Below are 15,086 nucleotides of genomic sequence, written 5' to 3' on the forward strand. Positions count from 1 at the left end.
ATTTCCAGAACTGTGCACAACTCCTCGGATCGGGCGCCTGGGGAGGAGGATCCAGCCCGGGCGACCGGCCGATGGTACCATTCTGGTATGGCTATGACGGTGCGGATCCCGGCGGAGCTGGACGCGCAGCTGAGCGAGCTCGCGGCACGGCGGCACACCTCCAAGCACGCGCTGCTCATCGAGGCGGCCGACAGGTTCGTGCGCGAAGAGGTCACGACCACCGAGGCCGTATCGATCGCGCTCGGCGTCGCCGACCGCTACGCCGAGCTGATCACGAAGCTCGAGGACGCGTGATCCGATACGTCGAGCTCCCTCAGGCGGTGGGGGTTCTCGACGCGCTGGGTCTGAAGGTCCGCGACATCGGGCTGCTGTCCTCCGCCCTCTCCCGCCCCGCGAGTTCGATGTACGGCATCCAGGCGTACCCGGAGATCGAAGTCAAGGCCGCGGCGCTGATGTCTTCTCTCGCGCAGAACCATCCGCTCTACGACGGCAACAAGCGGTTCTCCTGGATCCTCACGCTGACGTTCCTCGAGCTCAACGGCCTCCGGATCGACATGGACACCGACACCGCCTTCGACCTTGTTCTCGGGACGGCGCAGAGCCGCCTCGACCTTCCCGAGATCGCCGAGATCCTGGCGGCGCACGCCACGACCCACGGCTGAGCCATCCGGGCCCTCAGCCCCTCGACTCCAGCACCGCGACGAGCGCGCGATGGTCGGTGCCGCCGGCCGCGTCGATCACCCGCACCTCGCGCACCGTCCAGGCCGGGCCGACGAGCACGTGATCGATCGGCGCCGCGAACCAGCCCGGGACCGTGGACGGCCAGGTGCCCGTGGCCGCCACGCGCGTCTCGACCGCCGCGTCCCGGCACGCGCCGAGATCCAGGTGGTCGAACGTGGCGTTGAGGTCGCCGGCGAGGATCAAGTCCTGACCCGGCGCGCGGCACTGCCCGCGCACCCAGTCCAGGCCGGCGCGCCAGTCGTCCATGCCATCGGTCAGCGGTGCGGCGGGGTGGGCGGCGATGATCGTCGGCCCGGTTCCGTCGACGGGGCGCCAGACGCCGCTCGGCAGCCCCCGGGTCGTGCCCGCGGAGCCGTCGAGGCGGTAGGCGCCCAGGCGATCGGCGACGAGCAGTGAGGTCGGGATCCACGAGGGGGTCGATGTCTCCGCGACGACTCTGGTCGTGGCCGCCGTCATCCGGATTCCGTCGGCGCCCACCAGCCGCGCCACCTCGGCGGCGGCGACGTCGTCCATCTCGGGCAGGCTGACGACGTCGGCCCCCGTGGAGAGCACGAGCTCGGCGACCTCGGCGGGCGAGGTCGCACCGCCCTGGGTGTTCCAGACGAGCACGGTGAGATCGCCGTCGCGCAGGCCGGCGGTCCCGGTGCGCGCCTCTCCGCGGGCGAGCAGTACGGCGAGGTTCCCGCCCGCGGCGAGCGCGACGACGAGCGCGCACGCCATGAGCGCGCGCCGCACACGTGTCCCGCGCCGGCGCAGCAGCAGCGCGACGGATCCGACCACGATCGCGACGAGCGCCAGCCCGAGCGCGAGCGGCGCACGGAACGCGATGAGCTGCGCGACTCCGAAGACGCGCTGCGCACCGAACGCCCGGGGCCAGACCAGCAGCAGCGCGATCAGCACGCCGGCCACGAGGGCGACCGCGGAGCCGACACGACCGCGTGTCCGTGGGCGATCGGTCATGGCTGCCCCCTTCGACGACGCGGATCCCGCCCGTCCACCAGTGACCCTATGGCAGCTGGGGCGTGGAATCGCCCTGGCGAGCCTCCCACGCGGCTCGCATGAAGCGCCGCACGTCCTCGTCGACGCGGATGTCGCGGGGGCGCAGCGGGCGGGACAGATACAGCCCGTCGAGCGAGGTGAGCCGCGAGAGCGCGACGTATGTCTGCCCTGGGGCGAACGCGCCGGATCCGAGATCCACGACCGCCCTGTCGTACGTCTTGCCCTGGGACTTGTGAATCGTGACCGCCCACGCCAGCCGCAGCGGGAACTGGGTGAACTCGGCGACCACCTCGCGCGAGAGCGTCTTCGTGCCGGGGTTGTAGATGTAGCGGTAGCGTTCCCAGACCGCGGGCTCGACGTCGACCTCCTCGCCGTCGATCTCCACGCGCACGGCGTCGCCGAGGATGCGCACGACCGTCCCGATCGTGCCGTTCACCCAGCGCGGCGGCTCGGGGGCGGCCGAGATGTCGTTGCGCAGGAACATCACCTGCGCGCCCTCCTTGAGCTGCAGCTCCTGGTCGGCCGGGTAGTTCGCCTCGCCCCGGCCGAAGTCGCCGGAGATGTCCGCCTTCGCCTTCTGCACCTTGCCGGGCAGGGCCGCGAGATGGCGGGCGTTGATTCCGTTCACGATGTCGTTGCGCGTCGCGAGGGTGATGATCGGGATCTCGCCCGGGGCCGGATCCGGCGGCGTCCGCGCGCCCGCCTCGTTGAGGGCGCCGGCGATCTCGGCGGTCACCCGCCCATAGCGCACCGCGTTCAGCATCGCCTTGAACCCGGCGTCGGACTGCCGATGGATGTGCACGAGCTCGCGCACGTGCAGCGTCGCGCCGTGCGTGCCGATGTCGAGCAGCCCGTCCGTGGCCTCGCCCCCGGTCCAGACCTTCGCGTCGAAGAACCAGAACGAGCGGTAGTGGTCCTGGATGTAGCGCAGCTCGTCGCCCCGCGGCGGGACGGGGGCCAGCTGATACGGATCCCCGAACATCACGACCTGCACGCCGCCGAACGCCTCCGCCCTGCGCCCTCGCGCCTGGCGCAGGGACCGGTCGATCGCGTCCATCAGATCCGCGTTGACCATCGACACCTCGTCGATCACGAGCGTGTCGATCGCGTTCAGGATCTTGCGGGTCGCATCCGACTGGTCGATCTCGCTGTCGGCGATGAGACCGATCGGCAGGCGGAACAGCGAGTGGATCGTCTGCCCCTCGACATTCAGCGCCGCGACGCCGGTGGGCGCGCAGACGGCGATCTGCTTCTGCGTGTTGTAGGCGAAGTGCTGGAGCAGCGTCGACTTGCCGGTGCCGGCGCGGCCGGTGATGAACACGTGCTCACGGGTGTCCTCGATCAGCCGGAACAGTTCTTCCTGTTCGGCGGAGAGGGTCGGCGTGCTCACGGTCTACGGAGTCTACCGCGCCCCTCCTGCCCCCTCGCTGCCCTGCCCCTGCCCTGCCCCTGCCCCCCCCTGACCGCGAGACTCCAACTGGGCGACGAGACTGCAGCCCACGCACGCAGTCTCGTCGCCCAGTTGGAGTCTCGCGGTAAAAGCTTGCGGTGAAGCTCGCGGTAAAAGCTCGCGGTGAGAGGGGCGCGCGGGCCACTCGGGGTTCCTGCAGGCTGCTCTTCGTAGACTTGCGCCATGGTGCAGTCGGCGGGGGTGCAGGCGCCAGGCGCGCGGTCGCGCCGGGCGCGGGCTGCGCGACGCCGCGCCCCGCTCTGGTCCGACCTCGCGCTGCTCGCCGTCGTGGGCGCCGTGCTGGTGGCCGCGCTCGCGGCCGGCGGGCTCACCGTGTACCGCGAGTTCTACAGCCCCTCCGCGTTCGTCACCCGCTATCTGACCCTGCTCAGCGAGGGACGCGCGGCGGACGCGCTGCGCCTGCCGGGCGTCGCGCTCTCGCACGGCGATCTCGACAGCGACACCTTCCGCTCGGCCTCCGACGCGCTGCTGCGCCGCGACGCCCTCGGCACGCTCACCGACATCACCGTGACCGACGAGCACTCCGACGGCGCCGTCACCTCGGTGACCGTGCAGTACAAGGCCGGTGGCCACTTCGGATCCTCCACGTTCCGCGTCGCTCAGGACGGCTGGATCGGCGTCGCCCCCGCGTGGGAGTTCGCGCAGAGCCCCCTCGCCGTCATCTCGCTCACCGTGCGCGGATCCGACCGGTTCTCCGTGAACGGCTTCGACCTCGACCGCCGCCAGGTCGCGGCGCAGGGCGCGGAGTCGTCGCCGCTCGACCCGGTGCCCATGCTGGTGTTCTCCCCCGGGCTCTACTCGGTGTCGGTGAAGACGTCGACGGCGACGGCGAAGGGCATGGGCGTCCTCGCCGACAAGCCGCTCGCCGACGTGCCGCTGGACGTGCAGGCCACGCCCACCGAGGCCTTCGTCAAGGTCGTGCAGCAGCGGGTCAACGAGTTCCTCGACAAGTGCACGACCCAGCAGGTGCTGCAGCCCACCGGCTGCCCCTTCGGATACGCGGTGCCGAACAGGGTCATCGACGGTCCGACCTGGAGCATGGTCGCGGATCCCGACATCACGCTGCAGCCGGACGGCGAGGGCTGGAAGATCGCGCCCAGCCCGGCCACCGCGCACGTGCAGCTCGAGGTGAAGTCGCTGTACGACGGATCCGTGTCCCATGTGGATCAGGACGTGCCCTTCGACGTGGACGGCACGATCCGGTTCCTGCCGGACGGATCCGCCTCGATCAGCATCACCTCGCCCGAGCAGCCGGCCCCTCCGCCCGGCGCCGAGGGCTGATCCGACGGCTCGCGCCGCCGGGAGCGCAGCCCGACCGGCCCGTCAGCGCCCGCGGGCCGCGGTGCGGCGATCCTTCTCGGCGAGCGCCGCGAGCCGCGCGTTGTACTCCTCGAGTTCGGCGTCGCCCGAGCGATCCGCGGCCCGGTCCTGACGCTTCTGCACCTTCGCGTCGCTGCGGCTCCACTGGATCGCGACGGTGATGGCGAGGATCAGCGTCGGGATCTCCCCCACGGACCACGCCACGCCCCCGCCGACGTACTGGTCCTGCAGCGGCGTCGCACCCCACGTGCGTCCCATCGCGCCGAACCACTCGGCCACCATCAGGCCCGACTGCATCATGATCGCCATGCCGAAGAACGCGTGCGTGGCCATCACGGCGATGAGTGTGATGAGCCTTCCCGCGTACGGCAGCCGTCGCGGGACCGGATCCACTCCGACCAGGGTGAGCACGAACAGGTACCCGGAGATGAGGAAGTGCATCGTCATCCACTCGTGCCCGATGTGATCGGTCATCGCCCAGCGCACGAGGTCGGTGAAGTAGAACGCCCACAGCGACAGGACGAAGATCGCCGCCGCCACGAACGGGTTGGTGACCACGCGAGAGAACGGCGAGTGCACCGCCCACAGGATCCACTCGCGTCCGCCACGGGTGCCGTCGTCGCGCTTGTCGATCGCGCGCAGCGCGAGGGTGACCGGGGCGCCGGCGACGAGCAGCAGCGGGATCGCCATCGACAGCATCATGTGCCCGAGCATGTGCACGCTGAACAGGGTCTCCTGGTACGCGTTGATCGCGCCGCCGGTCACCCACACCAGCCCCAGGAGGCCGAGGATCCAGAACACCGTGCGGTGGATCGGCCAGGAGTCGCCGCGCTTGCGCAGCCGCAGCACGCCGATCGCGTACAGCACGATGCCGAACGCCGCGGCGGTCGCCCAGATGAGGTCGATGTTCCACGCCGTGATCCAGCGGATCGGGGTGAGCTCCGGCGGCAGCGGCGATCCGGTGAGGATCTCCGCGGGCGTGCGGACGGTCGCCACCTCGAGCCCGGTGGGCGGAGCGGTGCGCGAGAGCGCGGCGGCGAGGCCCGAGGCGATGCCCATGAGCGCGAGCTCCAGCAGAACCAGGGTCCAGAACGGGCCGGATCCGCCCGCGTCGAGCTTCGGGATCAGCCGGGTGCGGTAGCGGGCGCCGAGGGCGCCGAGCAGGATCAGCACGACCGCCTTCGCGATGATGAGGCCGCCGTACGGCGTGAGCATGCCGGCCCAGTCGCCCACGGCGACGATCGAGCGGGCCACGCCCGAGACGGCGACCACGATGTAGGCGGCGAGGGCGAGGGAGGAGTACCGGCGCACGACGTCGGCGAAGCCGACCGTGCCCTTCGCCTTCTTCGGCCCCTGGGCGGTCTTCGCCCTCTTCGCGGTGCTCGCCGCCGCCTTCGCTCCGACCGTGCCAGCGCCCGCGCGGCCGGTGTCGGCGAGTTCGCTGCGGGATCCGCGCAGCACGATCAGCAGCACGAGGCCGCCGATCCACACGGCCGCGCCGATCGTGTGCAGCAGCAGGGAGTTCACGGCGGCGTCGTGGCCGCTGAGCTCGCCCGCATGGCCCTGCGTGGCGAGCGGGACGAACGAGGCGGCGGCGAGGATCGCGGTGAGCAGCGTGGCGGTCCAGCCGCGGAAGGCGAAGGCGGCGATCGTGATGACGGCCCCCGCGAGCACGGTCATCAGCCACGCCTGGCCGAGCGGGAGCTCGAGCAGGAAGCGCCCCAGCTGCGCGCCGAACTCCGGCCCCGCGCTGAGCTTCACGCCGAGGGTCTGCAGGAACGTGAACAGGCCAGCCACGGCGCTCGCGACGGTGTAGACCGCGGCTCCGATCGAGGCCGTGTCCAGCGCGATCTCGAAGGAGCGGGCCCCGCTGCGCAGCGAGAAGAGCGCGAGCACGAGGGATCCGAGCATCGCCGCCGCACCCAGGTTGCTGATCGTCTTCACGACGGGGAGTCCCCAGCGCACGACGGGGCCGGGGTCGAGCAGCAGGTTCGGCGCCGCTCCCCCGCCGAACGCGAGACCGGCGACGACCGCGAGGATCGCGGCGCCCACGAGGATCACGGGCCCGGCGATGCGCAGGGTCGGGGATCCGGCGGGCAGGACGGAGCGGGCGGCATCCGACCCGGTCTCGGGGCGGACCCCGGTGGCGGGGCGATTCACCCCTCCAGCCTATTCCGGTGACGCTCGGGGTCTGCCGGGAGCGGTTCAGGGCGGAGACCGGGCCGGGTTCCGGGCGGCACGCGAAAGGCCGCCCCTCCGAGGAGGGACGGCCTTGCGAGGCGGAGCCGAATTACTTGACGGCGGCCTTGAGCTTGGAACCGGCGGTCACCTTGACGCGCTTGCCGGCCGGGATCTTGATCTCGGCGCCGGTCTGCGGGTTGCGGCCCGTGCGGGCAGCGGTCGCGACCTGCTCGAAGGAGATCCAGCCCGGGATCGAGACCTTGCTGCCCTTGGCAACAGCGTCCGAGACCGTGGCGAACAGGGCGTCGAGAACGCCGGAGACGGCAGCCTGGCTCTGGCCGGTGGCGCTGGCGATGCTCGCGACGAGCTCGGTCTTGGTGATGGACTTGTCAGCCATTTCATCCTCCAGCGACGGGATCCCGTCGCTTCGTATCAGAGTTCCGGATGGGCGGATGCCCCCCGTTGGTCGAACGACCGCCTTGAATGTATCAACCAAACCCTGGTTTTCCGCGTCATTTCGCGGGTTTTGACGTTTTGCGGCGGCGTGTCGCGCCTCATCCGTCACTCCAGTCACAGGTACGCGCGGTGCTGGGGTCAGCCGCGGTGGGCGGCGATGAGGTCGCGGGCGGTGCGCGCGAACGCCGGAGCGACCCTGTCCTGCCCGTCCAGATACCCGCCGACGAGCGCCGCGTCGCGCAGCAGCACCAGGGAGGCGGCGACGGCGTCGGGGTCGCGGAGGCGCGCCGCCTCGGCCAGCTGTCTCAGGGTCTCTCGGAACCACTCGCGGTGGACGGCGATGAGATCGCGCACCGGGCCCTGGTCGGGATACTCGGCCGCCGCGTTGATGAACGGGCAGCCGCGCGTGTGGCGTTCGCGGATGTCGTGGGCGATCCCGTCCACGACGAGGTCGAGCAGCACGGCAGGATCGTCCGACGCCTGCGTCGCCTGCGCGAACAGGCCTCGCAGGCTCTCGTCCTCCCCCTGCAGATACGCGAGGACCAGCCCCTCCTTGCCCGCGAACTGCTTATACATCGTGGCGCGCGTGACACCCGCGGCCTCGATGATCCGGTCGACGCCGACCGAGTGGATGCCCTCGCCGTAGAAGAGGTCGGTCGCCGCGTCGAGCAGTCTCTGCCGCGCGGAGCCGGGGCGGACCGCCGGTGTGGTCGTCGTCATGGATTCCCCTTCCTCGTCCATCGTGCCACACGGGAATACCCTGGTGTAGACAGAACGTTCAGTCTACTATGGCTCACGATGCAGCAGACGCGGATCCCGCAGACCACTCGACCACCGAATCACCTGAGGAGCACGACATGACCACTTCAACGAAGACCCCGATCGTCCTCATCCACGGACTGTGGATGACGCCCAAGAGCTGGGACACCTGGGCGCAGCGCTTCCGCGATGCGGGCCACGAGGTGATCGTCCCCGGATGGCCCGGCATCGACGACCGCGACGTGGCGGACATCCGGCGCAACCCCGAGGCGCTCAAGGGCGTGGGCCTGAAGCAGATCGTCGACCACTATGAGCGCATCATCCGCACGCTCGCCGTGAAGCCGATCATCATCGGCCACTCGTTCGGCGGCGTCATCACGCAGATGCTCGCGGATCGCGGTCTCGGTGCCGCGTACGTCGGCGTCGCGCCGGGACAGACCGCAGGCATCACCACGCTGCCCCTGTCGACGCTGTGGACGGGGTTCCCGATCCTCTCCAACCCCTTCGGACGCAACGGTGCGAAGCCCCTGTCCAAGAGCCACTTCCACTTCACCTTCGGCAACGACCTGCCCCGCGGCGATTCCGACCGGCTGTGGCAGGAGTACGCGGTCAACTCGTACAACCGCGTGTTCTTCGAAGGCGTCTCCTCCGTGCTCGACGAGAAGGGCGGAGTCACCCACGTCGACTACGGCCGCGCCGACCGCGCACCGCTCCTGGTCATCGCCGGCGAGATCGACCGCGTCGTGCCGCCGGCCATCGGCAAGGCCATCGTCAAGAAGTACCGGTCCAGCGGCAGCCCCGCGGTCGTGGAGTACCGGGAGTACCGGGGCCGCACCCACCGGCTGGTGAGCCAGGACGGCTGGGAGCAGATCGCGGACGAGACCCTGGAGTGGGCGACCGCGCACCAGCTCCCGCAGTCCACCGCCGCAGCGGAGGCCTGAGAACGCCTCCGGGCACGCAGAAGGGGCGGGGATCCGAAGATCCCCGCCCCTTGCATCCCCGATGAGCTCAGGGACCGGTGAGACTTACCAGCTCGACTTGGTCACGCCGGGCAGCTCGCCACGGTGCGCCATGTCACGGAAGCGGACACGCGAGATGCCGAACTTCGTGAGGACACCGCGGGGGCGGCCGTCGATCGCGTCGCGCGAACGGACGCGGGCCGGCGACGCGTTGCGCGGAAGCTTCTGCAGGCCGACGCGGGCGGCCTCACGGGCCTCGTCGGTCGCGTTCGGGTCGACCAGGGTCTTCTTCAGCTCGGCACGACGCTCGGCGTAACGCTCGACGACGACCTTGCGCTGCTCGTTGCGCGCGATCTTGCTCCTCTTAGCCATGGATCAACGCTCCTCTCGGAATTCGACGTGCTTGCGAACCACCGGGTCGTACTTCTTCAGCACGAGGCGGTCGGGGGTGTTGCGACGGTTCTTCTTGGTCACGTAGGTGTACCCCGTGCCCGCAGTCGAACGCAGCTTGATGATCGGACGGATGTCCTGTGCCTTCTTGGCCATTAGAGCTTCACACCCTTCGCCTGGAGGTCAGCGACAACCTTCTCGATGCCCCGGGCGTCGATCACCTTGATGCCCTTGGCGGACACGTTCAGCGTGATCTTGCGACCCAGCGACGGAACGAAATACGTCTTCTTCTGCACGTTCGGGTCGAAGCGGCGCTTCGTCCGGCGGTGCGAGTGCGAAATGTTGTGACCGAAGCCGGGAACAGCACCGGTCACCTGGCACACTGCTGCCATGATGACTCCTTCTCTACCGTGAGGCCGGACGGCCCCACCCAAGATCCCTTGTCTGCACGCCTCTCCCCTCGCCGATCGCTCGGCCGCAGGAAGGGAGGCACACGAACTGCGCACAGGAGTGTGCGCAGACAAAGAGCTACTTTAGCACGGATCCGATGCCGGGCGTGTCGGCCGCGGCGGCCTCCGCGGCGCCCCGGCCCCAGCGGAACGGCGACACCGTCGGATCCCCGGGGATCCAGAACCGCCAGGGGAAGGCATCCGTGCCGGCGTGCCCCGCGACGCCCACCCTCGGGCCGGATGCGACCTGGGCGAGCGGATCCGCGAGCCACAGCTCGGCACGGGCTCCCGCCCACTCGGCACCCGTGAGCGCGTCGATGCCGTCGTGGCGCGGGTGCCGCAGCCCCGAGGCCTGTCCGAACCTGCCGGGGCCGCGGGCGAGGTCGCGCAACTGCGTGGTTCCGAACTCAGGATGGATCTGCGTCACAGGCTCGTTCTCGGCCGTTCTCACCGCTTTCGGCGACCTCGTCCTGAATTCGGGACGGATCCCCCTCCGCTCTGCCGCGGCGTCGACTCCGGATTCCACCTCACCGGCGCGCAGCAGGATTCCGCCGGCCACCCCGTCGGGGCCGCACACCACGTTCACGCAGGAGTGGATGCCGTGGCTGAGGTACACGTACAGATGGCCCGGTTCGCCCCACATCGTGGCGTTGCGCGCCGTGCGGCCCATCCGGGCATGCGATCCGGGGTCCGGGATCGGGCCGGCGCCCTTGCCGTGGTAGGCCTCGACCTCGGTGATCCGCAGCTGCACGGCCGCGCCGTCCACGATCGTGCGCAGCCGGGCGCCGAGCAGGCGGGGCGCCACCTCGAGCGGCAGGGCCAGCAGGTCCTCCCGGCGTGCGGGGCGCAGGCCGTCGCCGGCGGAAGGGAGCCCGGTGCCGGTCATCAGCGGTGCGGCGCCTGCGCGCACCACGACGGGTCGAAGCCGGCGAGCACCACGAGCTCCTTGCCGGTCTTCGTGTCGACGATGTGCGTCTGCATCGTGGTCGGCAGCGGCAGCAGCGACTGGTCGTACGGGTTGTTCACGAGCTTCGGGGCCACCACGATCGCGCTGTACTGCCCGCTCGGCGAGGGGCAGGCCTGCATGATCGCGTCGGATCCGGTCACGCTGAACAGCTTCGTGGCCTTGCCGTCGTCGCCCACGCGCGTGACGATCTGCCCCGTGGGGAGACCGCTCGCGTCGCGGGTGGCGACCTGGCGCAGCGTCCCCCCGGGGAACGGCGCGATGGTTCCCGGCACCCCGAAGTCGGGGGTCGAGGCGGCCAGCGGCTTCTCGGATCCGTCGGCGAGATTCAGCTCGACGAGGTCGTTGCCGCGGCTGACGATCGCCGTGTAGGTGCCGCGGGAGATCCCCTCGACGGTCTGCGCGGAGCCGAGCGCGGTCGGAGCCGCCTTCGTGTCGGCGCGATCCTGGACGAACAGGGCGCCGCTGAAGTCGATGAACAGGACCGAGGAGGAATCCGGCACGAACGCCCACTGGGAGATGCTCGGCATCTTGTCGCCGATCTTGACGATCTGCGGCTCCCCGTCGCCGGTGAGGGACTGCGTCACCAGGATGCTCGCCCGGCCGCTGGTGGCGCTGATGCCCTTGTCTGTGAACGTGTAGCCGACCAGGTTGCCGCGCTCCGAGATCTGCAGGTTCGACAGGAACCCAGGGCCCGGCAGCTTCAACTCGCGCTGGTTCTTGCCCTTGCGGTCCATCACGAGGAGTTCGGAGATGCCGTCCTTCTCGGTCGCCACCACGAGGTGATCCGCGGTGGCGCGGAAGTCGTCGATCTTCGCGTGCTGCACGACCGGGACGGCGTTCTTGCCGCCGAGGTCGGTGATGAAGATGGTGTCGTCGCCCTTGGCCTTGCGCTGGAGCAGGAAGATCGTCGACTTCGGCGTCTGGAAGCTCGCCTGCAGCGTGCTCTGACGCTGCTTGTCGGTGCCCGTCGCATCCTTCACGGTGACGGTGTAGTTCGTGTCGTCGTCGAGCGGCACGGTGAAGCGGATCCCGAGGTTGCGTCCCGAGGTGTCGACCGTGAACGGCGCCTGGGGGCTCACCGAGACCTGCTTCGGGTCCACCTTCGCGAGCGGCTGGCTGGCCGTGATGATCATGCGGGTGCCGGAGGCGTCGATCGCCGACTGCGCGTCGATCTTGACGCCGCTGATGCGCGGCCCCTGCAGCAGCGTGATCACGCCGAACGTGGCGACCACCACCACGAGCACCCCGATGACCGCGCCGAGGACCAGCGGGAACCGGCGGCGGCGCGCGGAAGGCGCGGGCGAGGGATGCGGCTGCCATTCCGGCGCCTCGAGCCGGGGACCCGACGAGGCGTCTCCGACCACGCCATCGACGACGGGCTCGGCGTCCGTGCTCGTGACCGCTTCCGCGGCCGGCACGGGGCTCAGGTCCACCTCGGCCTCGGGGGCGTTCACCAGGATGGGCGAAGGATCGGATCCGCCGTTCGGCGTGCGGCGCGGTCCCGGCGCCCGGTCGAAGACCTCCGCGGGCGCGGCGGAGCGCGTGACCGGCTCGTCCGCGGGCGGCACGGCGGGGACGCCCGGAGCGGCCGGCGCCTCGGCGGCTCGCGCAGCCTCGGGTGCAGCGACCTCGGTCGCAGTGACCTCGGGCGCGCTCGCAAGTTCGGGCGCACTCGGCTGCTCGGGCGTCGCGGGCTCGACGGCGTCTGCGGCCTCCTCGGCCGCGCGACGAGCACGCAGCTCGGCGCGGGTGAGGGGGCGATCCGCGTCGTCAGTGCTCATAGGGGTCCTTCGGCTCCGGGATCTTCGACACGCTGGCCGGCACGATCGAGAGCTTCCCGTCCGCACTGGCGCGGACCGTCCCCTTCACCTGAACCCAGTCGCCCACAGCGTACTGTCCCTGCCACCCGCTGATCCCCACCGGCACCGACGCCGGCTGCGCGTCGAGCACGCAGTGCGTGATGACCATGCGGGTCAGGTGCGCCTGATCCTTGGCGGATCCGCTGGGCGTGAGGAAGCCCGTGAGCGTCACCGTGGATCCGTCGTACTTCTCCGGTCGGCTGCCCGTCGCGAAGACGCTGGCCCAGCCGCCCACGCCGAACGTGCTGGTGTCGGTGTTCGCCCCGAGGGCGACGTTGTCCGCTCCCGCGAACAGCACATTGCCGACGGGAGCGCGCTGCATCGCCATGTCCACCGAGAGCGAGGCGGGCGGCAGCAGCAGCGCGCCGGCGACCACGCCGGTCGCGATCACTCCGCCGGTCGCGCCCGCGACGACGCCCAGCACCCGTCGACTGGACCGCACCGGCGCGTGGTCGTGGTCGTGGTCGCCTCCGGAATCGCCGTGGTCGTGGCCGTGGTCCTGCTCCGCGCCGAGCGGCAGCATGCACGACCACACCGCGCCGACGAGAGTGGCGATCGCGGCGGCGACGGCGAACCACACCGTCTCCGGGCTGATGTAGAGCGTGAGCCGCCCGGTGAACGCGAGCCCCAGGGTGGCGATGGCGAGCGCGGCGGCCAGGCCGGCGCCGAGCCAGCGGGTGCCGAGCGCCTGGGCGCGGGAGGGCCGGTGCGCGGTCGTCGTCTCAGGCAAAGACGTTCACCCCGATCCCCAGGGCGAAGCCGAAAAGGATCACGATCCCGACGATGCCGGCGAGGGTGCGCGCCGTGAAGGTGGTGCGCAGCAGCGCCATCATCTTGATGTCGACGAGCGGGCCGACCAGCAGGAAGGCGACGATCGCGCCCGGCGAGAACGTCGAGGCGAACGAGAGCGCGAAGAACGAGTCGACGTTCGAGCAGATCGCCACCGAGATGGCCAGCGCGATCATCGCGACGACCGAGAGCAGCGGGTTCGAGCCGATCGCGAGCAGCACGTCGCGCGGGACCAGCACCTGCACGGCACCGGCGAGCGCGGATCCGATGATCAGCGCGGGCATCACGGCGCGCAGCTCGATGAGGAACTGGGCGAGGCTCCGGCGGACCCCTGACCCCTGCTCGTGCACGACGATCTCGCAGGTGTCGCGGAACCGCTCGGTGAGGAGCGCGTCGGGATCCGGATGCCGGCTGTACACCCAGCCGATCAGATTGGCCACGAGGTAGCCGCCGACGAGACGGGCGACGAGTATTCCGCCGTCGAAGCCGAACGCCGCATGCGTCGTGAGGATCACGATCGGGTTGACGATGGGGGCGGCGATGAGGAACGTCAGCGCCTCCGCGGGTCCCAGACCCCGCATCATGAGTCCGCGCGCGAAAGGCACGTTTCCGCATTCGCACACCGGGATGAGCATGCCCAGCAGCGACAGCACGGCGCGCCGGGCCCAGCCGCGCTTCGGCAGGATCCGCTCGATCACGCCCGCGGGCAGCCACACCTGCACCACGATCGAGAGCAGCACGCCGAGGATCACGAACGGCAGCGCCTCGAACAGCACGCTCAGGGAGAGGGTGAGCCCGTCCTGCAGCCGGTTGGGCAGCCGTGCGGAGAACAGCTGCGGCGCGAACACGTCGATCGCGATGAGGGCGGCGACTACGGCCGCGCCCACCGTCGCGCCGATGAGCGCCGTGCGGCCGGACATTCGCGGCTTCGGGGCGCGCAGGGCGTGCGGTGTCGACGCCTGGTCTGGCGCGGCGGTCGCGCGGCGGCCGGGGGTCGTCAGGGTCACGCGACGATCACTCCTGCGCGGCGGCGTTGGCGCAGCTCGCGCACAGTCCGAAGATGTCGACCACGTGCTCTGCGTCGCGGAAGCCGTGCAGGGCCGCGGTGCGCTGCGCCCACTGCTCGACGTCGGTGGCCTCGATCTCGACGGTCATCCCGCACGAGCGGCAGATCAGGTGGTGGTGGTGGCCCTCGCTGCTGCACGCGCGGTACAGCGCCTCGCCCTCGGGGCTCTGCAGCGAATCGGCCTCGCCGGAGGCGGCGAGACCGGCCAGGGCGCGATAAACGGTGGCCAGCCCGATGCCGGTGTTGGCCTCGCGCAGATTCTGGTGCAAGGACTGCGCGCTCACGAATCCGCGCGCGTCGGAGAGCTCCTCGCGCACGCGTTCGCGCTGCCACGTGTTCCGCTGGGCCATGCGTCGAGTCTAGAGCCGCCCCCTGGCCCGCGGCTGGGAGCAGTCATTCCGGTCGCTGGGCGCCGAGCGGGACGCCCGGTGGGACCCCGCGCCGGCCGACCACGCCCCGGGGTCGCTCAACGACCCCGGGGCAGGGTCACTCGGCGGGCGCGGCCTCGGCGTCTGCGGAAGGCTCGGCGTCGGCCTCGGCCTCGGCGGCTGCGGGAGCGGATCCGGATGCCTCGCTGCCGAGCGCGCCGTCGGGGCGGATCAGCTCGCGCACCTCCGCCATGAAGCTCGTGAGCTGCTGCTGCTGCCAGCGCAGCTGGCGCGCACGGTCGTCGGCGTCGC

The 15,086-nt window shown here is 70.8% G+C and carries 17 protein-coding genes and 1 pseudogene; 4 read left to right on the top strand and 14 right to left on the bottom strand.

Annotation, left to right across the window (positions count from 1 at the left end; genetic code table 11):
- Nucleotides 1–87: 87 nt before the first annotated feature.
- Nucleotides 88–294, top strand: coding sequence for a ribbon-helix-helix protein, CopG family (locus B7X32_RS02025; protein ID WP_292715295.1), 207 nt, complete (start codon nt 88–90; stop codon nt 292–294).
- On the top strand, nt 291–662 hold the full coding sequence (locus tag B7X32_RS02030; protein WP_292715298.1) for a type II toxin-antitoxin system death-on-curing family toxin: 372 nt from the start codon (nt 291–293) through the stop codon (nt 660–662). Before B7X32_RS02025 ends, B7X32_RS02030 begins: the two co-directional genes overlap by 4 nt.
- A gap of 13 nt (nt 663–675) precedes the next feature.
- Here B7X32_RS02030 and B7X32_RS02035 read toward each other — a convergent pair whose 3' ends face one another.
- On the bottom strand, nt 676–1,701 hold the full coding sequence (locus tag B7X32_RS02035; protein WP_292715301.1) for an endonuclease/exonuclease/phosphatase family protein: 1,026 nt from the start codon (nt 1,699–1,701) through the stop codon (nt 676–678).
- A 46-nt stretch (nt 1,702–1,747) separates the two neighbouring features.
- Nucleotides 1,748–3,130, bottom strand: coding sequence for an AAA family ATPase (locus B7X32_RS02040; protein WP_292715304.1), 1,383 nt, complete (start codon nt 3,128–3,130; stop codon nt 1,748–1,750).
- A 243-nt stretch (nt 3,131–3,373) separates the two neighbouring features.
- Here B7X32_RS02040 and B7X32_RS02045 point away from each other — a divergent pair, with 243 nt between their 5' ends.
- Nucleotides 3,374–4,492, top strand: coding sequence for a hypothetical protein (locus tag B7X32_RS02045; protein ID WP_292715307.1), 1,119 nt, complete (start codon nt 3,374–3,376; stop codon nt 4,490–4,492).
- Nucleotides 4,493–4,534: 42 nt separating this feature from the next.
- Here the strand turns inward: B7X32_RS02045 and B7X32_RS02050 are convergent, their stop codons facing one another.
- The 3 genes from B7X32_RS02050 to B7X32_RS02060 form a co-directional block, all read right to left on the bottom strand.
- The gene (locus tag B7X32_RS02050; RefSeq protein ID WP_292715336.1) at nt 4,535–6,592 is read right to left on the bottom strand and encodes a cytochrome c oxidase assembly protein; all 2,058 of its coding nucleotides are present in this window, start codon (nt 6,590–6,592) and stop codon (nt 4,535–4,537) included.
- A gap of 229 nt (nt 6,593–6,821) precedes the next feature.
- Nucleotides 6,822–7,109, bottom strand: a complete 288-nt coding sequence (locus B7X32_RS02055) for an HU family DNA-binding protein (protein ID WP_045250850.1) — start codon at nt 7,107–7,109, stop codon at nt 6,822–6,824.
- A gap of 197 nt (nt 7,110–7,306) precedes the next feature.
- A complete protein-coding gene (locus B7X32_RS02060) occupies nt 7,307–7,888 on the bottom strand; it encodes a TetR/AcrR family transcriptional regulator (RefSeq protein WP_292715313.1) in 582 nt (193 codons plus the stop codon).
- A 137-nt stretch (nt 7,889–8,025) separates the two neighbouring features.
- Between B7X32_RS02060 and B7X32_RS02065 the strand changes: the two genes are divergently transcribed.
- On the top strand, nt 8,026–8,868 hold the full coding sequence (locus B7X32_RS02065; protein ID WP_292715316.1) for an alpha/beta hydrolase: 843 nt from the start codon (nt 8,026–8,028) through the stop codon (nt 8,866–8,868).
- Between the two features lie 84 nt (nt 8,869–8,952).
- Here B7X32_RS02065 and rpsN read toward each other — a convergent pair whose 3' ends face one another.
- The 9 genes and pseudogenes from rpsN to B7X32_RS02110 all read right to left on the bottom strand — a co-directional run.
- Complete coding sequence (gene rpsN / locus B7X32_RS02070; RefSeq protein ID WP_292715319.1) at nt 8,953–9,258, bottom strand: 30S ribosomal protein S14; 306 nt, start codon at nt 9,256–9,258, stop codon at nt 8,953–8,955.
- Nucleotides 9,259–9,261: 3 nt separating this feature from the next.
- Nucleotides 9,262–9,432, bottom strand: a complete 171-nt coding sequence (rpmG, locus tag B7X32_RS02075) for a 50S ribosomal protein L33 (protein ID WP_045250846.1) — start codon at nt 9,430–9,432, stop codon at nt 9,262–9,264.
- Nucleotides 9,432–9,668 (bottom strand): 50S ribosomal protein L28, encoded by a 237-nt coding sequence (gene rpmB, locus B7X32_RS02080; RefSeq protein WP_045271470.1) that lies wholly within the window; start codon nt 9,666–9,668, stop codon nt 9,432–9,434. The genes rpmG and rpmB overlap by 1 nt, the downstream gene beginning before the upstream one ends.
- A gap of 136 nt (nt 9,669–9,804) precedes the next feature.
- Nucleotides 9,805–10,611 (bottom strand): DNA-3-methyladenine glycosylase, encoded by an 807-nt coding sequence (locus B7X32_RS02085; protein WP_292715325.1) that lies wholly within the window; start codon nt 10,609–10,611, stop codon nt 9,805–9,807.
- On the bottom strand, nt 10,611–12,473 hold the full coding sequence (locus B7X32_RS02090; RefSeq protein WP_292715328.1) for a hypothetical protein: 1,863 nt from the start codon (nt 12,471–12,473) through the stop codon (nt 10,611–10,613). Before B7X32_RS02090 ends, B7X32_RS02085 begins: the two co-directional genes overlap by 1 nt.
- Nucleotides 12,463–13,281: a TIGR03943 family protein gene (locus B7X32_RS02095; protein ID WP_292715330.1), complete on the bottom strand. Its 819-nt coding sequence runs from the start codon at nt 13,279–13,281 to the stop codon at nt 12,463–12,465. The genes B7X32_RS02090 and B7X32_RS02095 overlap by 11 nt, the downstream gene beginning before the upstream one ends.
- Nucleotides 13,274–14,260: a permease gene (locus tag B7X32_RS02100; RefSeq protein ID WP_292715338.1), complete on the bottom strand. Its 987-nt coding sequence runs from the start codon at nt 14,258–14,260 to the stop codon at nt 13,274–13,276. Before B7X32_RS02100 ends, B7X32_RS02095 begins: the two co-directional genes overlap by 8 nt.
- Before the next feature lie 94 nt (nt 14,261–14,354).
- Complete coding sequence (locus B7X32_RS02105) at nt 14,355–14,756, bottom strand: transcriptional repressor (protein ID WP_292715333.1); 402 nt, start codon at nt 14,754–14,756, stop codon at nt 14,355–14,357.
- A gap of 136 nt (nt 14,757–14,892) precedes the next feature.
- Nucleotides 14,893–15,086, bottom strand: a pseudogene (locus tag B7X32_RS02110) (hypothetical protein); the annotation flags it as partial.

Source organism: Microbacterium sp. 13-71-7 (assembly GCF_002257455.1).
In the GTDB taxonomy this organism is placed as follows: Bacteria; Actinomycetota; Actinomycetes; order Actinomycetales; family Microbacteriaceae; genus Microbacterium.